Annotated in this window: 22 protein-coding genes; 11 read left to right on the forward strand and 11 right to left on the reverse strand. The window is 64.2% G+C overall.

Annotated features, from left to right (window positions below; genetic code table 11):
- The first annotated feature begins 143 nt into the window (after positions 1-143).
- Positions 144-716 (forward strand): hypothetical protein, encoded by a 573-nt coding sequence (locus AC0GNO_RS01940; RefSeq protein ID WP_472887376.1) that lies wholly within the window; start codon positions 144-146, stop codon positions 714-716.
- A gap of 154 nt (positions 717-870) precedes the next feature.
- Here AC0GNO_RS01940 and AC0GNO_RS01945 read toward each other — a convergent pair whose 3' ends face one another.
- Positions 871-1,857, reverse strand: a complete 987-nt coding sequence (locus AC0GNO_RS01945) for an NADPH:quinone oxidoreductase family protein (protein ID WP_472902750.1) — start codon at positions 1,855-1,857, stop codon at positions 871-873.
- A 156-nt stretch (positions 1,858-2,013) separates the two neighbouring features.
- Between AC0GNO_RS01945 and surE the strand changes: the two genes are divergently transcribed.
- From surE to rlmD, 5 genes are all read left to right on the forward strand, one after another.
- Positions 2,014-2,844 (forward strand): 5'/3'-nucleotidase SurE, encoded by an 831-nt coding sequence (surE, locus tag AC0GNO_RS01950; RefSeq protein WP_472887257.1) that lies wholly within the window; start codon positions 2,014-2,016, stop codon positions 2,842-2,844.
- Positions 2,841-3,674 carry a protein-L-isoaspartate(D-aspartate) O-methyltransferase gene (locus AC0GNO_RS01955; RefSeq protein ID WP_472887256.1) on the forward strand — a complete coding sequence of 278 codons (834 nt, stop codon included), beginning with the start codon at positions 2,841-2,843 and terminating at the stop codon, positions 3,672-3,674. The genes surE and AC0GNO_RS01955 overlap by 4 nt, the downstream gene beginning before the upstream one ends.
- 157 nt (positions 3,675-3,831) lie before the next feature.
- A complete protein-coding gene (locus tag AC0GNO_RS01960) occupies positions 3,832-4,659 on the forward strand; it encodes a peptidoglycan DD-metalloendopeptidase family protein (protein WP_472902984.1) in 828 nt (275 codons plus the stop codon).
- 143 nt (positions 4,660-4,802) lie between these two features.
- Positions 4,803-5,588, forward strand: a complete 786-nt coding sequence (locus AC0GNO_RS01965) for a 3'-5' exonuclease (RefSeq protein WP_472902751.1) — start codon at positions 4,803-4,805, stop codon at positions 5,586-5,588.
- 22 nt (positions 5,589-5,610) lie between these two features.
- Positions 5,611-7,077 carry a 23S rRNA (uracil(1939)-C(5))-methyltransferase RlmD gene (rlmD, locus tag AC0GNO_RS01970; protein WP_472902752.1) on the forward strand — a complete coding sequence of 489 codons (1,467 nt, stop codon included), beginning with the start codon at positions 5,611-5,613 and terminating at the stop codon, positions 7,075-7,077.
- Positions 7,078-7,323: 246 nt separating this feature from the next.
- Here rlmD and AC0GNO_RS01975 read toward each other — a convergent pair whose 3' ends face one another.
- A complete protein-coding gene (locus tag AC0GNO_RS01975) occupies positions 7,324-8,022 on the reverse strand; it encodes a Bax inhibitor-1/YccA family protein (protein WP_472887253.1) in 699 nt (232 codons plus the stop codon).
- A 247-nt stretch (positions 8,023-8,269) separates the two neighbouring features.
- Between AC0GNO_RS01975 and AC0GNO_RS01980 the strand changes: the two genes are divergently transcribed.
- Positions 8,270-8,677: a GlcG/HbpS family heme-binding protein gene (locus AC0GNO_RS01980; protein ID WP_305359379.1), complete on the forward strand. Its 408-nt coding sequence runs from the start codon at positions 8,270-8,272 to the stop codon at positions 8,675-8,677.
- A gap of 112 nt (positions 8,678-8,789) precedes the next feature.
- On the opposite strand, the gene hemP is transcribed toward AC0GNO_RS01980, so the two are convergent.
- The 7 genes from hemP to AC0GNO_RS02015 all read right to left on the reverse strand — a co-directional run bounded on the left by hemP (position 8,790) and on the right by AC0GNO_RS02015 (position 15,347).
- Positions 8,790-9,026 (reverse strand): hemin uptake protein HemP, encoded by a 237-nt coding sequence (gene hemP / locus AC0GNO_RS01985; RefSeq protein ID WP_472902753.1) that lies wholly within the window; start codon positions 9,024-9,026, stop codon positions 8,790-8,792.
- Positions 9,023-9,436: an ExbD/TolR family protein gene (locus tag AC0GNO_RS01990; RefSeq protein WP_177139726.1), complete on the reverse strand. Its 414-nt coding sequence runs from the start codon at positions 9,434-9,436 to the stop codon at positions 9,023-9,025. The genes hemP and AC0GNO_RS01990 overlap by 4 nt, the downstream gene beginning before the upstream one ends.
- Positions 9,437-9,454: 18 nt before the next feature.
- Positions 9,455-10,189 (reverse strand): MotA/TolQ/ExbB proton channel family protein, encoded by a 735-nt coding sequence (locus AC0GNO_RS01995; protein WP_472887250.1) that lies wholly within the window; start codon positions 10,187-10,189, stop codon positions 9,455-9,457.
- 51 nt (positions 10,190-10,240) lie between these two features.
- Positions 10,241-10,894, reverse strand: coding sequence for an energy transducer TonB (locus tag AC0GNO_RS02000; protein ID WP_472902754.1), 654 nt, complete (start codon positions 10,892-10,894; stop codon positions 10,241-10,243).
- A 308-nt stretch (positions 10,895-11,202) separates the two neighbouring features.
- Entirely contained in the window at positions 11,203-12,309 is a 1,107-nt protein-coding gene (locus tag AC0GNO_RS02005; RefSeq protein ID WP_472902755.1) for an alpha-hydroxy acid oxidase, read from the reverse strand.
- Positions 12,306-12,998, reverse strand: a complete 693-nt coding sequence (locus AC0GNO_RS02010) for a Fe2+-dependent dioxygenase (RefSeq protein ID WP_472902756.1) — start codon at positions 12,996-12,998, stop codon at positions 12,306-12,308. The genes AC0GNO_RS02005 and AC0GNO_RS02010 overlap by 4 nt, the downstream gene beginning before the upstream one ends.
- Positions 12,999-13,094: 96 nt before the next feature.
- Positions 13,095-15,347, reverse strand: coding sequence for a TonB-dependent receptor (locus AC0GNO_RS02015; protein WP_472902985.1), 2,253 nt, complete (start codon positions 15,345-15,347; stop codon positions 13,095-13,097).
- A gap of 422 nt (positions 15,348-15,769) precedes the next feature.
- Between AC0GNO_RS02015 and ahpC the strand changes: the two genes are divergently transcribed.
- Entirely contained in the window at positions 15,770-16,333 is a 564-nt protein-coding gene (gene ahpC / locus AC0GNO_RS02020) for an alkyl hydroperoxide reductase subunit C (RefSeq protein ID WP_177139734.1), read from the forward strand.
- Between the two features lie 240 nt (positions 16,334-16,573).
- The gene (gene ahpF / locus AC0GNO_RS02025; RefSeq protein WP_472902757.1) at positions 16,574-18,163 is read left to right on the forward strand and encodes an alkyl hydroperoxide reductase subunit F; all 1,590 of its coding nucleotides are present in this window, start codon (positions 16,574-16,576) and stop codon (positions 18,161-18,163) included.
- Positions 18,164-18,254: 91 nt separating this feature from the next.
- On the opposite strand, the gene AC0GNO_RS02030 is transcribed toward ahpF, so the two are convergent.
- Positions 18,255-19,979: a cation acetate symporter gene (locus AC0GNO_RS02030; RefSeq protein ID WP_472887374.1), complete on the reverse strand. Its 1,725-nt coding sequence runs from the start codon at positions 19,977-19,979 to the stop codon at positions 18,255-18,257.
- Positions 19,979-20,287 (reverse strand): DUF485 domain-containing protein, encoded by a 309-nt coding sequence (locus AC0GNO_RS02035; protein ID WP_472902758.1) that lies wholly within the window; start codon positions 20,285-20,287, stop codon positions 19,979-19,981. Before AC0GNO_RS02035 ends, AC0GNO_RS02030 begins: the two co-directional genes overlap by 1 nt.
- A 389-nt stretch (positions 20,288-20,676) precedes the next feature.
- On the opposite strand from AC0GNO_RS02035, the gene AC0GNO_RS02040 reads away from it, so the two are divergent.
- Both AC0GNO_RS02040 and AC0GNO_RS02045 read left to right on the forward strand, forming a co-directional pair.
- Positions 20,677-20,937, forward strand: coding sequence for a DUF4212 domain-containing protein (locus AC0GNO_RS02040; protein WP_472902759.1), 261 nt, complete (start codon positions 20,677-20,679; stop codon positions 20,935-20,937).
- 15 nt (positions 20,938-20,952) lie between these two features.
- A complete protein-coding gene (locus tag AC0GNO_RS02045; RefSeq protein ID WP_472902760.1) occupies positions 20,953-22,803 on the forward strand; it encodes a sodium:solute symporter family protein in 1,851 nt (616 codons plus the stop codon).
- Positions 22,804-22,947 lie beyond the last annotated feature (144 nt).

Below are 22,947 nucleotides of genomic sequence, written 5' to 3' on the forward strand. Positions count from 1 at the left end.
AGTATGTTGTGCCTCGCGTCGAGTTGTGCGCGACATCACAAAAGGAGACTGTCATGCCACTTCGGATCCAACGTGTCTTTTTGCTCTTGCCCATTGCTGTTTTGGGTGTGAGCTTGTCAACGCCCGCGGTATCGCAAAACGCGATGAGTTTCTTCCTGACCAGCGCCAATCCGGGTCAGGGTGCAGACCTCGGTGGACTGGCGGGTGCCGATGCGTATTGCGAGAAGCTCGCCGCCGCGGTCAATGCGGGCGGAAAAAACTGGCGTGCTTATCTCAGTACAACAGCGAGTGGTTCAACGCCCGCTGTGAACGCACGCGACCGCATCGGCCGTGGACCCTGGCACAACGCCAAGGGGGTGCTGGTGGCCGCCAGCGTGGACGAGCTGCATGGCTCCAACATGCTGAACAAGGAGACGGCGCTGACCGAGAAAGGTGAGGTTGTCAGTGGCCGGGGCGATCCGGTCAACATGCACGACATCCTGACCGGATCGGCACCGGACGGGCGTGTGGCCATGGCGTCGGGCGACACGACCTGCGGCAACTGGACCCAGAGCGGCGCTGGTTCCGCCGCCGTCGGCCACCACGACCGCATGGGCCTGGATGATTCTGCGCCCGCCAAGTCGTGGAACGCGTCGCACGGCACGCGGGGTTGCGGGATGGACGCTCTCAAGGCCACCGGTGGGGCAGGGCTGTTTTATTGTTTTTCTGCGAACTGAGCCTTCAGGCAGGAAAAAAGCACCAGGTTCGTGAAACCCCAGCACAGCCGGGGGTGAGGCCTTCCGAGTTGCTCCGCTGGCATCAACTGGAGGTAGAGAGAGCCGCCAGCTCAAGCGGCTTGGACCGGCTGACTTTTTTCGTTTCCGGGCGCTTTCAGTTCACCAGCACCAGTTTGCCTTTGACCGAACGCGAACCCATGATGGCGTAGGCCTTGGGCAATTCATTCATGGGCAGGGTCTGGTCAATCATGGGCTTGACCTGGCCTTTGGCGTACATGTCCGCCAAGGTCCGCATCATCTGGGCGTTGGCTTGCGGCTCGCGCCGCGCGAAGTCGCCCCAGAACACGCCGACGATGCTCGCGCCCTTGAGCAGGGTCAGGTTCAGCGGCAGGCTGGGGATGGGGCCGCTGGCAAAGCCCACCACCAGGTAGCGCCCACGCCAGGCGATGGAACGGAACGCGGGCTCGGCGAAGTCGCCGCCCACCGGGTCGTAGATCACGTCGGGGCCCTTGCCGTCGGTGAGGCGCTTGATCTCGTCGCGCAGGCCCACCTGGGGCGTGTGCACGCTGTAGTTGATGGTGGCGTCGGCACCCATCTGGCGGCAGAGCGCGCATTTGTCGTCGGTGGATGCGGCGGCGATCACGCGCGCACCGGCGGCCTTGGCGATCTGGATCGCCGCCGTGCCCACGCCCCCGGCCGCACCCAGGATCAGCACGGTTTCACCCGCCTTGAGCGCAGCGCGGTCCATCAGTGCGTGCCACGAGGTGGCGTAGATCATGATGAAGGCGGCCGCGTCGACCGGCGGGAAGCCGGGCGGCAGGGGCATGCACAGCGCCGCGGGCGCCAGGGTGTGGGTGCCGAACCCGCCGGTGCCGCTCAGGCAGGCCACGCTCTGGCCGACCTGCAGGTGTTTCACGTCCTCGCCCACCGCGCGCACCACGCCCGCGTATTCGGAGCCGGGCACGAAGGGCAGGGCGGGTTTCATCTGGTACTTGTTCTGCACGATCAGCAGATCGGGGAAGTTCAGGCTGGCGGCCTGGATTTCGATCAGCACCTCACCCGCTTTGGGCTCGGGGGTGGGCAGTTCTTTCCATGTGAGGGCATCAACGCCCACAGGGTTTTCGCACAGCCAGGCTTGCATGGTTTCTCCTCGTTGAACTGGGGCAAGCGGCCGATGATAGGCACAGGCCCCACCTGGGCACAGCGGGTATGCCCGCTTTCTGTCGCTGGGGTGACCGGGGGTGTATGTCGATGGTTGTGCCCGGTTGCGAGAGGCAATCCACCTAGAATCAAGTCCATGAAGATTCTCATCTCCAACGACGACGGTTACCAGGCGCCCGGCATCGTGGCGTTGTACGAGGCGCTCAAGGGGCTGGCCGATGTGGAGGTGGTGGCGCCGGAGCACAACAACAGCGCCAAATCGAATGCGTTGACACTGCATTCGCCCTTGTATGTGCACACCGCGCACAACGGTTTTCGCTACATCAACGGCACGCCGGCTGACTGTGTGCACATCGCGCTGACCGGGCTGCTGGGCTACCGGCCCGACCTGGTGGTCTCGGGCATCAACAACGGCGCCAACATGGGTGACGACACCATCTACTCGGGCACCGTGGGCGCGGCGATGGAGGGCTATCTGTTCGGCATTCCGGCCATTGCTTTTTCCCAGACGGAAAAGGGCTGGGGGCATCTGGACACGGCGGCGCAGAAGGCGGCAGAACTGGTGGCGCAACTGCTGCCGTCGCTGGACGTAGCCCCGCAACGCCATGCGCCCTGGCTGCTCAATGTGAACATCCCCAACCGGCCCGCGAACGAGATACCGGGATTCAAGGTGGCCCGGCTGGGGCGGCGCCATGCGGCCGAGCAGGTGATCGCCCAGACCAATCCGCGTGGCGACACCATGTACTGGATCGGTGGCGCCGGAGCGGCCAAGGACGATGCCGAAGGCACCGACTTCCATGCCACGGCACAGGGTTACGCGACCATCACGCCTCTGCAGGTGGACCTGACGGACCACGAACGCCTGCCGTACTGGGTGCCCACCGCGGCGCAACTCTCGGGTGCTTCTGCGGCTGCCTCGCCCGCAGGCACAGCCGGGCAGCACGGCTCGGGCAGCGCGGCAACATGAAGAAGCCGCCCATGCCTGGCCCCAGCGCGCAGGGTGCGACGACACAGGCCCGACCGCGGCCGGGTTTCCCCATTCAGCTGTCAGCACCTGTTCAGGGAGCACCAGCCCGCAAAACCTCCACCGCAGCCCCCTCCGCCGCGAAGCCGGCAGTGGCCGCGCGGCCACTGCCGACGACGCAGGGTGTGGGCATGGACTCGCGCGCGGTGCGTGCGGCCATGATCCGCAAGCTGCAGGCACAGGGTGTGAGCCATCCGGCGGTGCTGGCGGCGATGGGGCTGGTGGAGCGACACCGGTTTGTTGACACAGCCCTCGTCAACCAGGCGTATGAAGACACCAGTCTCCCCATAGGTTTGGGTCAAACCATATCCAAACCCAATGTGGTGGCCCGGATGATGGAACTCTTGTGCGAGGGACGGACCGAAAAGCTCGGCCGGGTTCTTGAAATCGGGACCGGATGTGGCTATCAGGCCGCGGTCTTGAGCCAGGTATCGCGTGAGGTCTACAGCATCGAGCGCCTGCGCGGCTTGCACGAAAAAGCGCGCGAGAATGTGCGGGGTTTGCGTTTGACCAATCTGCACCTGCTGTTTGGTGACGGGATGCTGGGTTTTGCGCAGGGCGCCCCCTATGCCGCCATCATCGCGGCAGCCGGTGGTGAGGCCATTCCGCAGGCCTGGATAGATCAGCTGGCGGTGGGTGGGCGTCTCGTGGCACCGGCCGTGACCGGAGCGGGTCAGCAGCACCTGGTGGTCATCGACAAAACCGCCCATGGCGTGAAGAAAACGGTGCTGGAGCCGGTGCTGTTCGTGCCTCTAAAATCAGGGGTCGCATGAGATCCGCCTTCGGGTAGGGGTTTGGGATTTTTTCAGGCAACCCTCGGAACATCGCCGGGGCTGCAACCAGGTGGGAGTCAAGATGAACAGAGTGGAATTCGACCCGTTGGCACCGAGGGGCGTGCCCGCGCGTCGAGCGTCGTGGCGCAGCGTGCTGATGGTGGCTGCAGCAACCACCCTGCTGGTGACGGCGGGTTGTTCGACCCGGCGTGTCACGCAGCCCGCGCCGGTGGAAGACCGCTCGGGGGCCGGCGCCACCGAAGTCAAACCCTTGCCGGGTGCCGAGAATGCGGGAAAACCCGGTTATTTCACGGTGCGCCCGGGTGACACCCTGTACCGCATTGCGCTGGAGAGCGGACAGGCCTGGCGCGATGTGCAGGCATGGAACAACCTGGCCAATCCGAACCTGATTGAAGTGGGCCAGGTCCTGCGTGTGGCACCGCCTGCGGCGGTTGTGCCCGGCGCGCAAACCACGTCTGCGGCGCCCACCGCTGTGACCGCGGCTCCCGTCGCGGCGCCCGGTGTGGTGGCGCGCCCCCTGACCGCCGGGAACGTACCGGCGCCGGCAGTCACGCCGCAGCCCGCTCCCGCAGCGGAGACGCCGGTTGCGTCGTCCGAGGAACTGCAATTTGTCTGGCCTGCACAGGGTTCGGTGATTGCGCCGTTTGACGAGGCCAAGAACAAAGGCGTGGCGATCTCCGGGCGCGTGGGCGATCCGATCGTGGCGGCGGCCGATGGCCGGGTGGTCTACGCCGGGGCCGGCCTGCGCGGCTACGGCAACCTGATCATCCTCAAACACAACAACACCTACCTCACGGCCTACGCCCACAACCAGGCCTTGCTGGTGCGCGAAGACCAGGCGGTTCGCCAGGGGCAGAAGATCGCCGAGATGGGCAGCAGCGATGCCGATCGCGTGAAACTGCACTTCGAGGTGCGTCGCCAGGGCAAGCCTGTCGATCCGCTCATCCACCTGCCGAAGAGGTAACTCCCCTGCGCCGCTTCGCGGCGGCGTTCCCCCTGGGGAACCACATCCTGGGCCCGGCGAAGCTGGATCTCCGGTGTGTGCTGTGATGCAAATCCGCGCGCCATTGGCGCTTCGCTGAACGCTCAATCCTTCACACACAATCCATGGTCTGGCCTGTCCTCGTTTTCGACATCGAATCCATCCCGGACATCGCGGGCCTTCGGGCCTTGCGAGGCCAATCCACCGAGGCCAGCGACGAGCAGGTCTACGCCGCCTGGCTGGCGGAGCGCAAGGAAAAAGGGCAAAGCGATTTCATGCCTTTGCACCTGCAGCGCATCCTGGTCATCAGCGTGGTGTTTCGCAACGCCGAGGGCTTGCGCATCCATTCCTTCGTCGATCGCGATGGCGCGAGCGAAGGCAAGGTGGTGCAGACCTTCTTCAACAGCATCGAAAAGCACCAGCCCCAGCTGGTGAGCTGGAACGGCAGCGGCTTTGACCTGCCAGTGCTGCACTACCGTGGCCTGCGCCACGGCGTTGAGGCCAGCAAGTACTGGGACATGGGCGAAGACGACCGCGAGTACAAGTGGAACAACTACATCAGCCGCTACCACATGCGCCATCTGGACCTGATGGACCTGCTGGCGATGTACAGCCCGAAGAACAATGCGCCGCTGGACGCGATGGCGAAGCTGTGTGGCTTCCCGGGCAAGCTGGGCATGGACGGCTCGCAGGTGTACGCGCAATACTTGGACGGGCAGACTGACGACATCCGCCGTTACTGCGAGACCGACGTGATGAACACCTACCTGGTGTATTGCCGTTTCCAGAAGATGCGCGGCGGCCTGACCGAGGCCGAGTACGAACAGGAAATTGGCTACGTGAAAGAGGTTCTGGGCCAGCTGGCGCCCACCGAGAGCCATTGGGACGAGTACCTGCGGGCGTGGGTGTAGCCCGTCCTGAGACAATCGGGAAATGACCTCACCCCTCGCCCACGAAAACAGCCTGCTCACCACCGCGCGCGACGACGCGCCCGCCGCTCCCGAAACCACTTTGCCTGATGGCTGGCTGGCGGTGGAATCCCTCGACATCGATGCCCAGGGCATCGCCCGCCGTCCGGATGGCAAGGTCGTCTTCATCGAAGGCGCCTTGCCCTTTGAAGTCGTCAGCACCAACGTCCATCGCAAGAAAAACAACTGGGAGGCGGGCGTCGTCACGGCGATCCACCACGAATCATCGCAGCGGGTTCGCCCGGGCTGCCCGCACTTTGGCCTGCACGCCGGTGCCTGTGGTGGCTGCAAGATGCAGCACCTGCACGAGACCGCTCAGGTGGCTGTCAAGCAGCGCGTGCTGGAAGACAATCTCTGGCACCTCGGCAAGGTCAGAGCTGAAATGATGCTGCGCCCCATCGAAGGGCCGGCCTGGGGCTATCGCTACCGCGCACGCCTCTCGGTGCGCTTCGTGCACAAGAAAGGCGAAGTGCTGATCGGTTTTCACGAGCGCAAGAGCCGCTACGTGGCCGACATGCAGGTCTGTCACGTGCTGCCGCCGCATGTGAGCGCGATGCTGATGCCGCTGCGCGGGCTGATCTTCGGCATGGACGCGCGCGAAACCTGCCCGCAGATCGAACTGGCCTGTGGCGACGACGTGACCGCCCTGGTGCTGCGCCATCTGGAACCGCTGTCGGACGACGACGTCACCCGTCTGCGGGCCTTTGCTGCCCAGCACGGCGTGCAATGGTGGTTGCAGTCGAAAGGGCCGGACACGGTGAAGCTGCTCGACGAAGGGGGTCTGCAGCTGCAGTATGCGCTGCCCGATTTCGGCATCACGATGCCGTTCAAACCCACCGATTTCACCCAGGTCAACCCGCACATCAACCGCGTGCTGGTTTCGCGCGCCTTGCGCCTGCTCGATGCGCAGAAGCACGAGCGCGTGATCGACTGGTTCTGTGGCCTCGGCAATTTCACCTTGCCGATCGCGACGCAGGCGGGCGAGGTGCTGGGCATCGAAGGCAGCGAGGCACTCGTGGCCCGCTCGCGCGACAACCTGGCGGGCAACCAGGCCGGGCGATCAGAGCCACTGGCGCCCACGGCGTTTGTGGCACGCAACCTGTTCGAGATGACACCTTCGCAACTGGTGGGCGATGGGCAGGCGGACAAGTGGCTGGTGGACCCGCCACGCGAGGGCGCGTTTGCGCTGGCCAAGACGCTGGCCGACCTGCACCTGCAGCCCGAACTGCGCGGTGGCTGGACACCGCCCAAGCGCATCGTCTACGTGAGCTGCAACCCGGCCACGCTGGCGCGGGATGCTGGCCTGCTGGTGCACCAGGCGGGCTACCGCTGTGTGGCGGCGGGTGTGGTGAACATGTTCCCGCACACCGCGCACGTGGAGAGCATGGCGGTGTTCGAGCTGGACGCCGAGCGCGTGGCTGACGCTGCCTGATCGCGTCGATCAGGACTGGCTCGTTTTCGCGCATGTACTGGTCCATGTCCTCCTGGCTGGCTGCGGCGATCAGGCAGAAGGGGCGGGTGGTGTGTCGCACGGTGCTGTATCCGGGTATGACCTTTCTTTCGGCGGCTGACTCGCCAACTTGAATGGTTTGCATACCCGGGCGCTGGATGGAGGCCTTCGAACCGACAAAGAAAAAAGGACCCGAAGGTCCTTTTTTCACTGCGGAGGCGACTGTGATCAGTCGCGTTCGCCGCCGAAGATGCCCAGCAGGGCCAGCAGGCTCTGGAAGATGTTGAACAGGCTGAGGTACAGGCCCAGGGTGGCGCTGATGTAGTTGGTTTCGCCGCCGTCCACGATGCGCTTGAGGTCGTACAGCAGGTAAAGGCTGAACACGATGATGGCCAGAGTGGCGATGGCGGCCATGCCGGCGGTGCTGCCGACGAACACGTTGATGATCGCGCCGACCATGATGGCCAGGGCACCGACGAAGAGCCACTTGCCCATGCCGGAAAGGTCGCGCTTGATCACGGTCGAGACGTTGGCCATGACGAAGAACACGCCAGCGGTGCCGCCGAACGCGGTCATGATCAGGCTGGCGCCGTTGCTGAAGCCCAGCACCCCGGCCAGCAGTCGCGAGAGCATCAGACCCATGAAGAAGGTGAAGGCCAGCAGCACCGGCACGCCGGCGGCCGTGTTTTTGGTCTTCTCGATGGCGAACATGAAGCCGAAGGCGCCGCCCAGGAAAACGATCAGACCCAGGCCGCCCGTCAGGCTGGCGGTGATGCCGGTGGCCACGCCGATCCAGGCGCCGAGCACCGTGGGCAGCATGGACAGCGCGAGCAGCCAGTAGGTGTTGCGCATCACCTTGTTGCGCTGCGCGGAAGTGGATACGGCGGTGCCGAAGCGGCCGCTGGTGGGTTGTACGTGGTCGGTCATGGTGGTGAGCTCCTTCATCATCTGACGCAGTGGTCTGACAGCATCCGGTCCGGGGGGCCGATCGCTGGTGAAGCCGCATTGTAGGGCGCGGCCTTGTCCGCTGTGCGACCCGGCAAAAACCGCATTCTGGTCAGGGCAGTTGTGACCTGCGCAGGGCCCGTAGTGCGGTATCGTCCCAAGTCCAGAGCCTGGGCGGTGAAGCCGGCTCGCGAACCCCAGTCAGATACCCCTTAGAAGGAATAAGTTCATGAAAAACAAAGCCGTGCTCGAACTCGCCGACGTCAAGCTCATCGCCGCAGCGGCCGAGGCCGAAGCCCTGCAAAACAGCTGGGCGGTCACGTTCGCCATCGTGGACGATGGCGGCCACCTGCTCTGGCTGCAGCGCCTGGATGGCGCACCGGCCATCTCTTCGCACATTGCACCCGCCAAGGCCCATACCGCAGCGCTGGGTCGTCGCGAAAGCAAGGTGTATGAGGATGTGATCAACCAGGGGCGGGTGTCGTTCCTGAGCGCGCCCGCCATTGCGGGCATGCTTGAAGGGGGCTTGCCGATCATGAAAGACGGCCAGTGCATTGGCGCGGTTGGTGTGAGCGGTGTGAAGTCGAGCGAAGACGCACAGATCGCGCGCGCGGGCATCGCGGCCATCGGGTTGTAAAGCTCGGAAAAAATGACTGGCTACCGGGACTGAGATCCCCTGGCTGGCCAAAAACGACGCTCGGGGAGATGGTATTTCCCCGGGTCGCCCCACGATGAAAATGATCTGATCCTTATTTGGTCAGGATGAGCTTGCCCTGGCGGGTGGTCTGCAAGCGGTAAAGCGCGCCGTTGTGGGTGATGGCCACCGACTTCTGGCCTCGCAGCACATCGTGGCTGGTGAGCAGCACCGGCCGTGAGTCTTCAGCAACAGGCGGTGCTTCAGTGGATGCTGGCTGGCCCGACCCGGACACGGGGTCGTTCGGTGGCGGGTTGATCATCGGGCGTTCCTTCTGGTCGGCGGGGTTCAAGGCGCCACCGGCTCGGTGATGAAGCCGATCTTGCGCACACCCGCGCGCTGCGCAGCCGCCATGGCCAGGGCCACACGCTCGTAGCGCACCGCCTTGTCGCCGCGGATATGCAGTTCGGGTTGGGGCTCCTGGGCCGCGGCGCTGGCGAGGCGCTGCTCGAAGTCGGCGTCCTTTACCGGGGTCTCGTTCCAGAAATAGGCGCCATCGGCGTCCACCGACAGGCGGATGTTTTCCGGCTTGTCGAGCACCTTCTCATTGCTGGCGCGCGGCAGGTCGATGTTGACCGCGTGTTTGATCACCGGCACGGTGATGATGAAGATGATGAGCAGCACCAGCATGACGTCGATGAACGGGATCATGTTGATCTCGGCGAGCATCTCGTCGCTGTCGTCCTGGGTTCCGATGGCCATGGTGTTGTCCTCAGGCGGTCAGGCTTTTTTCATGGGCAGGACCTTGCCGTCGCCACCGGCCGTCACGCGGGCACCGGTGACGAAGTAGGCGTGCAGGTCGTGGGCAAAGCGGTTGAGCTGGTGGTTGATGCCCTTGTTGCCGCGCACCAGGACGTTGTAGCCCAGCACGGCGGGGATCGCGACCAGCAGGCCCATGGCGGTCATGATCAGCGCTTCGCCGATCGGGCCGGCCACCTGGTCGATGCTGACCTGGCCGGCCGCACCGATGCCGAGCAGCGCGTGGTAGATGCCCCAGACGGTGCCGAACAGGCCCACGAAGGGCGCGGTCGATGCGATGGAGGCGAGCACGGTGAGGCCGCTCTGGGCGCGTGCGGTGGCGTCGTCCAGGCTGCGGCGCAGGCAGCGTTCCACCCAGTCGCTCACATCGAGCGTGTCGTGCAGTTGCGGGCCGGGCCGGCCGTCCTTGTGCAGCACGTGGCGCGCCGCTTCGCGGCCTTCATTGGCCAGCGCGCGGAAGGGGTTGCCGTCCTGCGCACCGAGCTTGTCCAGGCCTTCGGCAAAGTCGGCGCTGTGCCAGAACCCTTCGCAGGCCCTGGCCTGCTGGCGCTGGGCGCGCTGGTCGAGGTATTTCCACAGGATGATGATCCAGGTGGCGAGTGACATGACGAGCAGGACGATGGCGACGGTGCGGGTGACGGCGTCGCCCTGGATCCAGACGTGGGCCAGGCCGGATGAGACGTTTTGCGGTTCCATGGGTGAGAAAACTCCAGTGAGATCGGATTCGGTGAAGGTGCGCGTGGCGCTTTATTCGAGGACGAAGTTGATGGGGATGTTGAACCACATCGCTTCTGGAACGCCTGCGCGTTTGCCGGGTACGTAGCGCCACTTCAGCACCGTCTGCAAGGCAGTCTGGTCGAGGCGCTCGTAGCCGCTGGAAGTCCTGATTTCCGCCTTGCTCGCCGAGCCATTGACCTCGATGAGGGCGCGCACGACCACCTTGCCTTGTTCTCCGAGCCGCTTGGACAGTGGCGGGTAGGGCGGTGGCGCGTTGTTGATGTAGTCGGCGCTGCTGGAGGGCAGTTCGATCCTGGGCGGCGCTGGTGGCGTGGGCTCGGCAACCACCACGGGTGTCAGCAGCGGCGGCGCGGGTGGCTGGGGTTCTGTGATGCCTGTCGCGACGGTGGGAGAAGGGGTCGGGTCGGCAATGGCCGCCGGTTGCGGCACCTGCCTGGGTACCGGTTTGGGCGGGATGACCTGTTTGGGGACCGGCTTGGGCCGGGGCTGCGGTGGCGGCGGGGTGGGCGTCACCTTGGGTTGGGGCAGTTCGATGAATTCGGCCATCACCTGCACCGGCACCACGAGCTCCACCGCCCGGCGCAGCAGGCCGGTTTGCAGGGCCCACAGGCCCAGTACATGAAAGCCGACCACGGCGATCACGATGAACAGGCGGCGGTCCATGCGGGGTGTCGGAATGGGAGCCTGCGGGGCTCCTGAAAGGGGTAGCGCGAGGCTCGCGCTGGCGGAAGACATAGTGTAGGCGGACGGAAGGCTCGGTTGGCAGGGGCCACTTCGGGGATTCAGGGGTGCAGAACCCACCATGCAGCAGCCAGAATCAGGAAAAAGCTGCCGCCCAGTATGAGAACACTGGTGGTCATGGTGGATTCCTTTCAGTCTGCGGTTGAAGACAGGATTTCAGTATAAATGCGAATTGATCGCATTCGCGATAATTGTCGAAAAAAGACCCAAGAAAGTGGAGGGTTCAGGTGTCAGTCGGGCGGACGGGTCCCCAACGCCGCGGTGGCTTCTTCAAGGGTCCGGCAACCGCACAGCGCCATGGCGATTTCCAGTTCGTCGCGCAGCAGGCGGATGACGTGGGCCACGCCGGTGGCGCCTGCGTTGGCCAGCCCATGGATGGCCGGCCGGCCGACCAGCACCGCGGTGGCGCCCAGCGCGATGGCCTTGAGCACGTCGGTGCCGCGCCGGATGCCGCCGTCCACCAGCAGCGGCAGTGCACCGCCGACCGCCTGTGCGATGGCGGGCAGCAGGGTGGCGGTGGCGGGCTGGGTGTCCAGCGTGCGGCCACCGTGGTTGGAGACGATCAGGCCGGCCACGCCGCAAGCCAGCGCCTGCTGTGCATCGGCCGGATGGGTGATGCCTTTGAGCAGGACGGGCAGACGGGTCTGCTCGCGCAACCAGATCACATCGTCCCAGGTGGGGGCGTGGGTCAGCAGGTCGTCGAAGAGCGGGCTTTGGCCCGGTCGCAAGACTGCGGGCGCGGGCGCCTGCAGGCCTTGCAGGTTGACGGCCGAGATGCCCGGCGGCAGCGTGAAGCCGGCGCGGCGTTCGCGGTCCCGCGCCCCGTGTACCGGCGCATCGACCGTGAGCACCAGGGCTTCATAGCCCGCCGCCTCGGCGCGTCGAACGAGGTCCCGCGTGAAGCCCCGGTCGGCTTGCAGGTAGAGCTGGAACCACAGCGGGCCACGATCGGCTTCGCCCAGCACCACCTGGGCCACTTCTTCCAGGGGCGTGCTGGCCTGGGTGCTGAGCACGATACCCGCGCCCAGCACGGCCGCGCCCAGCGCCGTGGCCAGTTCACCGTGCGGGTGCGCCAGACGCTGGTAGGCCATGGGGGCGACCAGGACCGGATGGGCCAGGGTGCGGCCGAGCAGTGTCACCCGCGTGTGCCCGCCGGCCAGGGGCCGCAACACGCGTGGCCACAGCGGGATGCGCTGCCAGGCCAGCACGTTCTCGCGCAGGGTGATCTCGTCGGCCGCGCCACCGTTGAAATAGGCCTGCGCATTCGCATCGAGCACGGATGCGGCATGGGCTTCGTGGTCGGCGAGGTTGACCAACCCATCTGGCAATTCACTCATGTCTGTGCCCACATGCGCAGCAGGTTGTGGTACGTGCCGGTCAGGGCCGTGGCCTCGGGCGTTTCGCCGTGCTGCTGGCGCAGGGCGAGGATGTTCATGTCGAGTTCGTAGAGCAGGCGGCGCTGTTCGTCGCTGCGCACCATGCTCTGCACCCAGAGGAAACAGGCGAGCCGGTGTCCGCGCGTGACGGGGGTCACCTGGTGCAGGCTGGTACCGGGGTAGAGCACGGCGTGGCCGGCGGGCAGCTTCACGCCGCGTGTGCCGTAGGTGTCGCTCACGGTGAGTTCGCCGCCGTCGTACTCTTCCGGGTGATTCAGGAACACGGTGCACGAGACATCGGTGCGCACGTATTCGGTCTGTCCGGTTTCGTTGACCTTGAGCCGGATCGCGTTGTCGATGTGGTTGCCGTAGGTGTTGGCTTCGCCGCCGTAGCGGTTGACGCGGGGTGTGAAGATGCGCAGTGGCAATGCGGCGCTGAAAAAGAGAGGTGAACGGTTGAGGCCGTTGAGCACCATCGTCCGGATGCTTTGTGCGGCTTCGCTGTCGTGCGGCAACTGCTGGTTGTTCTTGACGGTGCGCGCCTGCGGACCGGCGCTGTCCCGACCGTCGGTCCAGGGCGCATCTGCGAGCAGCCGGCGCGCCAAGGTCAGGTCTTCGGGTGACAGGATGTCGGGCAGAGTGAGCAGCATCGTGGGCTTCCGTCGTTGGATGGTTTCATCAATGGAAAAGGCCGTCCCCGCTTCTCCGCGAGGACGGCCCGATGGCAGTCAAGCGAATCCGTTCGCTCAGAACTTCAGGCTGGCGGTCACCTGCAGCGTGCGCCCTGCACCCGGGATGTAGTGCGCGGGGTAGAGCTGGTCGGCGTAGAGCTTGTCGGCGATGTTGGACAGGTTGGCCTTGAGCGTCAGGCGGTCGAAGTCGAACCTGTATTCGACCATCAGGTCGGCGGTAATGTAGGACGGCACCGTCCAGGCGACACGGGTCGGCGACTGTTTGCCACGGAAGTTCAGGCCGGCACCGAGGCGCAGCTTGGGCGTGAACTGGTAGGTGGTCCACACCGTTCCGCTGTGCTCGGGGGTGAGCGAAGGGCGGTCGCCCGGGCGCTCGCCAGCGTCACCTTGTGAACACTGGCCGGTGGTCGGGCAGGGCGCCGCCCGATCCACCTTGGCCACGGGCAACCACATGTAGGAGCCAAAGACTTCCCACCTGGAGGTCAGGCGACCCACGATGTCGGCCTCGAATCCCGCCACGTGGCGTTCACCCGACAGCGTCACGACCGGGCGATCCGGATCGGTGTTGCGCTCGTTGTACTTGGTCGAGCGGAACACGGCCAGGCGTGTGGAGAAGCGCTTGTCGGCCGAATCCAGCTTGGCGCCGAGTTCGATGTTGCGGCTTTTTTCCGGCGGGGTGTCCACGTTGCTGGCACCCAGCGAATAGGCGTCGCCCGAGGTGTTGAAGGACTGTCCAACCGAGAAGTGGTACGACTGCTGTGGCGTGGGCTGGAACAGCACCCCGGCGCGCGGGCTCCATTCCGAGACCTCCATGCGGTAGCGCTCGGTGCTCGCCGGGCCGGCGGCGTTCTGCGGCAGGCTGAAGCTGTCGTAGTCGCCCGTCAGGTTGTCGTAGCGCAGGCCGGCCACCACTTTCCAGGCCGGTGCCACTTGAACGGTGTCCTGCACATAGGCGCCCCAGCCCTGCGCGGTGTACTGGTTGTTCACGCGCAGCACACGGGAAGATTCGTCCACCCAGGCGCCGTCGTTGGGCGTTCCGACGCGGGTGGCGGGCTTGGTGATGTCAACGCCACCCTGGGCGCGGGAGCGCGCAGCGTAGACGGTGCGTTCTTCGCGAGAGAAGTCCACGCCGGCCAGCAGGTCGTGCTGGACACCCAGTGCTTCGAATTTGCCCGAGTAGTCGCTCTGGAACTGGGCCGTGTCCATGTCCTGGATTTTCAGGTGGTTGCCACGCGTCAGAACCGTGTTGGGACCGAAGTTCACCAGCGAGTTGGCGCTGGGGCACTGCGGGTTGGTCACGGCGCCGGTCTGCTGGTTCACACCACGGCTGCACAGGCGGATGGCGCCGGAGCGCTGGTCGCGCTCGAACTGGCCCACACGAATCTGGGTCCTGAGTTCACTGTCGCGGCTGAAGCGGTGGGTGTGCGAGGCGCCGACGATGGTGGCGCTGCTGTCGTTGTAGTCGCTGGCCGCGCCGTAGTAGGTGTCGGCATCCAGCGGCAACAACACGCGGTCGCTGGAGCCTGCGGTGGGCGCGATGAACGGCATGCCGTAGTTGATGCCGTTGTTGTTGTCCAGGTGGTACAGGTTGACCTGGAATTCGTTGCGCTCACCGATGCCGTTGCGCCAGGCCAGCGCGGCGCCGCGTTTGTCGAGGCTGGCGCCGCTGCCGTTGTTGTCGGCCTTGGTGGCCATGGCGTTGATGCGCAGCGCGGCACTTTCGCCGGTCTGGATGTTGAAGTCGCCGGTGGCGCGCACGTATTGGTGGTTGCCCAGCGTGAGATCGACCTGGTGCTCGTCGATCAGGCGCGGGTTCTTGCTGACCTGGTTGACGGCGCCTCCGGTGGAGCCACGGCCAAACATCATCGAGGCCGAGCCACGCAGCACTTCCATGCGGTCGAGGTTGAAGGTGTCGCGGTCGTAGATCGCCGGGTCGCGCATGCCGTCGATGAACAGGTCGCCGGTGGCTTGCAGGGCGAAACCGCGCAGGCGGATGTCTTCTTCGCCGCCTTCGGCCGCCAGGAAGGTGATGCCGGCGGTGTTCTTCAGGGCTTCCTTGACGGTGTCCAGGTTGCGGTCGTCGATCAGTTTTTCGGTGACCACGGTGACCGACTGGGGGATGTCACGCAGCCGCTGCTGGCCTTTGCCGATGCGGGTCTCGGTGGCGCGCAGCGCGTCTTTGCCTTCCGGTGCTTCGGCCTGTTCGCGCACCACCACGGTGGGCAAGGTCTTTTCTGCGCCAGCTGGCGCAGTCTGGGCCATGGCGTTCAGGGAGCCGGCCAGCAGCATGGCACCCAGCGGGAGCATCACGCCGGTGGTTGCAAAGGTGGAGGAACGGGGCAGGGCGCGCTGAACGCTGCGCAGGGATTTTTTGCGTTGGGACATGGAAGCATCGGTCGAACGGGTTGTCGGCTGGCTTCAACGCACTGCGCTGTGGCTGGCTGGAAACACAATGTTATTGCAAACACGAACGATTCGCAATAAAGTTGATCAGGATGGCCACCCTAACCCGATTTTTGTAGCACCGGCCCAACATGGGGTGGAGTTGCCCGGTCGGAATCGCCTGTGGGTGCGCGGGCCACGCGGTCATGCTGCTGCGCAACAAAAGCTATCGATCCAATGTAAACTATCAATGCGACTTCGTGATAGTTGTCGTCTATGATTCAACCCATCGCGATACCCGTCGCGTCCTGATCACCGTTTCTTTCAACTCCAACCTAGGAAATACCATGTCCCTGATCAACACCCAAGTCCAGCCCTTCAAGACCCAGGCCTTCCACAACGGCAAGTTCATCGAAGTCTCCGACGAAAGCCTGAAGGGCAAGTGGTCCGTGCTGATCTTCATGCCGGCCGCTTTCACCTTCAACTGCCCGACCGAAGTGGAAGACGCCGCCGACAACTACGCCGAGTTCCAGAAGGCCGGCGCCGAGGTCTACATCGTCACGACCGACACGCACTTCTCGCACAAGGTGTGGCACGAGACCAGCCCCGCCGTGGGCAAGGCCCAGTTCCCCCTGGTCGGCGACCCGACCCACACCCTGACCAACGCGTTCGGCGTGCACATCCCCGAAGAAGGCCTGGCCCTGCGCGGCACGTTCGTGATCAATCCCGACGGCATCATCAAGACCGCCGAGATCCACTCCAACGAAATCGCCCGCGACGTCAAGGAAACCCTGCGCAAGCTCAAGGCCGCCCAGTACACCGCCGCCAACCCCGGCCAGGTGTGCCCGGCCAAGTGGAACGAAGGCGCCAAGACGATCGCTCCTTCGCTGGAACTCGTGGGCAAGATCTAAGCCCTCCTGCGCCGCGCCTTGCGGCGCGTCTTTCCCCCAGGGGGACAACGCTGGCGGCCCGGCAAAGCCGGTTCCGCGGCGTTCTGGGTGAACTGCCTTGCGATCCTCCAAGCTTGCAGTTGTCTCCCTTTCTCTTCTGGCAGTACCGCTGCCTCATGGGCTTCCGTCACAAGCGGTTGGCCCATGCACCAGCGGCATTGGTTCCGCACATCCATCTTTTCCTTTTTTCAGGAGTCCGCCATGCTTGACGCCACTTTGAAATCCCAGCTCCAACAGTATTTGGGCATGCTGCGCCAGCCGATCCGGCTGATCGCTTCGCTGTACGACAGCGACACCGGTGTGGAGATGCGCAGCCTGCTGGATGACATCGTGTCGCTGTCCGACAAGGTCACGCTGGACACGTCGGGAAACGATGCCCGCAAGCCGTCTTTTGTGGTGGCGCGTGACGGCGAAACCCAGGGCGTACGCTTCGCTGGCTTGCCGCTCGGCCACGAATTCACTTCTCTGGTGCTGGCGCTGCTGTGGACCGGCGGTCATCCGCCCAAGGTGGAGGCCGATGTGATCGAGTCGATCAAAGCATTGGATGGCGACTTCAGCTTCGAGGTCTACATGTCCCTGACCTGCCACAACTGCCCGGACGTGGTGCAGGCGCTGTCGCTGATGGCGATCTTCAACCCCAAGGTCAAGACCGTGGTGATCGAAGGCGGCGCTTTCCAGCAGGAAGTGACCGAGCGCGAAATCATGGCCGTGCCCATGGTGTTCCTGAACGGCCAGGTGTTCGGCTCCGGTCGCATGACGGTGGAAGAAATCGTGGCCAAGCTCGACACCAACTCGGGTGACCGCGAAGCCGCCAAGCTCAACGCCAAGGACCCGTTCGACGTGCTGATCGTCGGCGGCGGCCCGGCCGGTGCAGCAGCGGCCGTGTACGCCGCCCGCAAGGGCATCCGCGTGGGGGTGGCGGCCGAGCGTTTCGGTGGCCAGGTCAACGACACCATGGCGATCGAAAACTACATCTCCGTGCTGGAGACCGACGGCCCCAAGTTTGCTGCGGCGCTGGAAGCCCAGGTGCGCCACTACGAGGTGGACATCATGAACCTGCAGCGCGCCGACAAGATCATCCCCGCTGAAGAGCCGGGCGGTTTGGTGCGGGTGCAGATGGCCAACGGCGGCGTGCTCCAGGCGCGCAGCGTGATCGTCTCCACCGGCGCTCGCTGGCGCAATGTCAACGTGCCCGGCGAGCAGGAGTACAAGAACAAGGGCGTGGCCTACTGCCCGCATTGCGACGGCCCGCTGTTCAAGGGCAAGCGCACGGCGGTCATTGGTGGTGGCAACTCCGGCGTGGAAGCCGCCATCGACCTCGCCGGCATCGTGGCGCACGTGACCCTGGTCGAGTTCGCCGACCAGCTCAAGGCCGACGCCGTGCTGGTGAGCAAGCTGAAAAGCCTGCCCAACGTGACGATCCACGTGAACGCGCAGACCACCGAGATCACGGGTGCCGATGGCAAGGTCAATGGCCTGAAATACAAGGACCGCGCGACCAACGAGGAACACCTGGTGCCGCTGGAGGGTGTGTTCGTGCAGATCGGCCTGGTGCCCAACACAGAGTTTCTCAAGGGCACGATTGAACTGAGCCGCTTCGGCGAGATCGTGGTCGACGCCAAGGGCCACACCAACGTGCCGGGCGTGTTCGCTGCGGGTGACTGCACCACCGTGCCCTACAAGCAGATCGTGATCGCCGCGGGCGAGGGCGCCAAGGCCGCGCTCAGCGCGTTTGATCACCTGATCCGCCAGCCGGTGGTGGCCGCTGCCTCCGAGGCCGTGGCAGCCTGAACGAACCTCAGGCTTCTGACGAAAAAAAGCCACCGGGGCATCCCGGTGGCTTTTTTGCTGGGTGCGGACCGAGGTCCGCATTTTTCGTGGTTCAGTGACCCGAAGCGCCGGAAGCGCCGATGCCTGTTTCCGAGCGAACCTGCTGGGCCAGGAAGCCCGCGCGGTCCACCTTTGCACGCGCGCTGTTGTCCAGGATGGAGAACAGCCAGATGCCCACGAAGCCGATCGTCATCGAGAACAGGGCCGGCGAGGTGTAGGGGAACAGGGCCGAACCTTTGGGGTTGCCCAGCGTGGCTTCCCAGACCGAGGGCGACACGATGGTCAAGCCCACGGAGGAGATCAGCCCCAGGAAGCCACCGATCACGGCACCCTTGGTGGTGCAGTCTTTCCACAACACGCTCATGAACAGCACCGGGAAGTTGGCCGAGGCCGCGATCGCGAAAGCCAGCGACACCATGAAGGCGATGTTCTGCTTCTCGAAGGCGATGCCGAGCACCACCGCCACGATGCCGAGGCAGATCGTGGTGATCTTCGACACGCGCAGTTCGGATGCCGAATCGGCCTTGCCCTTCTTGACCACGGTGGCGTAGATGTCGTGCGACACGGCCGAAGCACCCGACAGCGTCAGGCCCGCCACCACCGCGAGGATGGTGGCGAAGGCCACGGCCGAGATGAAGCCCAGGAACACGTTGCCACCCACCGCATTGGCCAGGTGGATGGCTGCCATGTTGTTGCCGCCCAGCAAGGCGCCTTTGGCATCAAGGAAGTCGGGGTTGATCAGCACGAAGGTGATGGCACCGAAACCGATGATGAAGGTCAGCAGGTAGAAGTAGCCGATCCAGCCGGTGGCCCACATCACCGACTTGCGGGCTTCCTTGGCCGAAGGCACGGTGAAGAAGCGCATCAGGATGTGCGGCAGGCCGGCGGTACCGAACATCAGAGCCATGCCGAAGCTGATGGCCGAGATCGGGTCCTTCACGAAGTTGCCCGGGCCCATGATCGACTGACCGGCGGCCGTGGCGGCCTCGGCGATCTTGCCGTCCTTCAGCGCCAGATCGGTCTTGATCTGCACCGCGCCGGCGAACATGGCTTCGGGGCTGAAGCCAAAGTGCAGCAGCACCATGAAGGCCATGAACGATGCGCCACCCAGCAGCAGGCAGGCCTTGATGATCTGCACCCAGGTGGTGGCCGTCATGCCGCCGAACAGCACGTAGACCATCATCAGTGCGCCGACGATGATCACGGCGATGTAGTACTCCAGGCCAAACAGCAGCTTGATGAGCTGGCCGGCACCGACCATCTGCGCGATCAGGTAGAACGCCACCACGACCAGCGTGCCCGAGGCCGCAAAGACGCGGACCGGGGTCTGGTTGAAGCGGAACGCGGCCACGTCGGCGAAGGTGAACTTGCCCAGGTTGCGCAGGCGCTCGGCCATCAGGAAGGTGATCACGGGCCAGCCGACCAGGAAGCCGATGGAATAGATCAGGCCGTCAAAACCACTGGCCATCACGGCCGCGGAAATGCCGAGGAACGAGGCGGCCGACATGTAGTCGCCGGCAATCGCCAGGCCGTTCTGGAAGCCGGTGATGCCACCGCCAGCGGTGTAGAAGTCCGAGGCCGACTTGGTCTTGGCAGCGGCCCATTTGGTGATGAACAGCGTGAACACCACGAACATCGCGAACATGGTGATCGCCGTCCAGTTGGTGGGCTGTTTCTCGGCCTGACCGAGGTCGGCGCCCGCTGCCCAGGCGGCAAACGACACACCGAAGAGCGCCAGCAGCGTCAGCACGCGACGCAGGGAATTTTGAGCGGGCATCATTTGTACGCAGCCTTGATCACTTCGTTGGAGAGGTCATCGAACTCGGTGTTGGCGCGTTTGACGTAGATGGCGGTGATGACGATGGTGAAGAGGATCACGCCGAAGCCGACGGGGATGCCCATCGTCATGACGCCGTCACCCAGCTTCTGCGAGAGGAATTCCTTGTTGAAGGCGACCAGCAGGATGAAGCCGTAATACACGACCATCATGGCCAATGTGAGCCACCAGCCAAAACGGGATCGTTTGGCCTTGAGTTCTTGATATTGGGGATTGCTGGCAATCCGCTGGACCAGATCATCTTGCATGATGACGTCTCCTGTGGTGGTGAATAAAGCAGGTTGCAGCGTATGGCCGGGTTCTTACCACCCACTGACCGCTAGCTGAACGAGCGCTGACAGGTTTCACGACATGTTGTGTCGACCCAGGGGGATGTCGGTTTGTTTATCCCCTTTGAATGTCTGATGTTTCAAGGGTCTCAAGGTGCACGTTCTGCTCTCCTTCAATCCCGCCGTCGAAGACTTCTAGGGACTTACCCTTGGCTTCTGGACATGAGCGTGAACTTGCAATTTATCTGTAAGGAAGTGCTTCCACAGTCCGCCCCGTAATGCCGGAAACCGCAAGGCAAGCGGCATGCAAAACGTGGCGGGTCACACCGCTGAAATCGCAAAAGCATCACTACGAGGAGATGACTTTCATGACAAGTGACAACAACGCAAAGGCCTACTGGTCGGCCACCCTGGGTCTGCTGACCAAGGTGCTGATCATCTGGTTCCTGGTGTCTTACGGTGCCGGCATCCTGTTCGCCGATGCCCTCAACGGCATCCACCTCGGCGGCTACCCCGTCGGTTTCTGGTTCGCCCAGCAGGGGTCCATTTACGTGTTCATCGCGCTGATCTTCTGGTACGCGCACAAGATGGGCCAGATTGACCGCAAGTTCGGCATGCAAGAAGACTGATCAAGGAAGACCACCATGGAACTCCAAACCACCATCTACATTTTCGTCGGGCTGAGCTTCGCGCTCTACCTCGGCATCGCCTTCTGGGCACGCGCGGGCAGCACGTCCGAGTTTTACGTTGCCGGCGGCGGGGTCCACCCCGTGACCAACGGCATGGCCACGGCCGCTGACTGGATGTCGGCCGCGTCCTTCATCTCCATGGCCGGCCTGATCTCCAACATGGGCTACGGCGGCGCCGTGTTCCTGATGGGCTGGACCGGCGGCTACGTGCTGCTGGCCATGTTGCTGGCGCCGTACCTGCGCAAGTTCGGCAAGTTCACCGTGCCCGAGTTCATCGGCGACCGCTTCTACTCGAAGGCCGCCCGCAACGTCGCCGTGCTGTGTCTGCTGATCGCATCGCTGACCTACATCATTGGCCAGATGACCGGCGTGGGCGTGACCTTCGCGCGCTTCCTGGGCGTGTCCAGCGAGCAGGGCATCTACATCGGTATGGCGATCGTGTTCGCCTACGCCGTGTTCGGTGGCATGAAGGGCATCACCTACACCCAGGTGGCCCAGTACATCGTGCTGATCTGCGCCTACCTGGTGCCGGCGTTCTTCATCTCCCTGAACCTGACCGGCAACATCCTGCCGCAGCTGGGCCTGGGCTCTTCCATGGCCGGTACCGACGTGTCGCTGCTGTCCAAGCTCGACCAGGTGGTGACCGATCTGGGCTTTGGCCAGTACACCACGTCCAGCGCCGGTTCGATGCTGAACATGTTCTTCTACACCGTGTCGCTGATGATCGGTACCGCGGGCCTGCCCCACGTGATCGTTCGCTTCTTCACCGTGCCGAAGGTGGCTGACGCCCGTTCTTCGGCTGGCTGGGCGCTGGTTTTCATCGCCCTGCTGTACACCACCGCTCCGGCTGTGGGCGCCATGGCCAAGCTGAACCTGCATGGCACCGTGAACACCGCTGTGGGTCTGACCCAGACGGCTGAAGGCATCCAGGTGAACGCCGACGTGGTGAAAGCCAACGGCGACCTGTACGCCACCGAAGCCAGCCTGGTTTACGAGCAGCGTCCTGACTGGATGAAGCGCTGGGAAAAGACCGGCCTGCTGAAGTGGGAAGACAAGAACGCCGACGGCCGTATCCAGTACTACAACGACGCGACCAAGAACGAAGTCGCCAAGGGCAAGGCCGAAGCCGCTGGCTGGAAGGGCAACGAGCTGACCGTGAACGCCGACATCATCGTGCTGGCCAACCCGGAAATCGCGCTGTTGCCCAACTGGGTGATCGCTCTGGTGGCTGCCGGTGGTCTGGCTGCTGCGCTGTCGACCGCTGCCGGTCTGCTGCTGGCCATCTCCTCGGCCATCTCCCACGACCTGATCAAGGGCGCCATCAAGCCCGATATCAGCGAAAAGGGTGAACTCATGGCTGGCAAGATCGCCATGGCCGTGGCCATTTTCGTGGCCGGCTGGCTGGGTCTGAACCCTCCGGGCTTCGCGGCCGGTACCGTGGCCCTGGCCTTCGGTATCGCGGCTTCCACGATCTTCCCGGCTCTGATGATGGGTATTTTTAGCCGCACCGTGACCGACAAGGGCGCCATCGCCGGCATGCTGGCGGGCCTGTTCGTGACCCTGTTCTATGTGTTCGCTCACAAGGGCCTGTTCTTCATCAAGGGCACGGACTACGTTGACATGGTCGGCGGCGTCAACGGCTTCTTCACCATCTCCCCCGAAGCCTTCGGTACCGTGGGTGCGATCGTGAACTTCGCTGTGGCCTACCTGGTGAGCAAGATGGGTGCTCCGGTGCCCAGGCACATCCAGGAGCTGGTGGAGTCGGTGCGCGTGCCCAAAGGCGCGGGCGTTGCCACCGGTCACTGAGATCGACTGAAAACCACCCGCCTGGCCTCGGTCTGGCGGGTGTGTGAATCAAGACCCCGTGGGCTTGCCGACGGGGTCTTTTTCTTGGAGGACAATCCGGCCTGTCGCTGTTTTGTCACCAGGTTTGTTGTGCACAGACCGTCT

The organism is Hydrogenophaga sp. L310 (assembly GCF_055703065.1).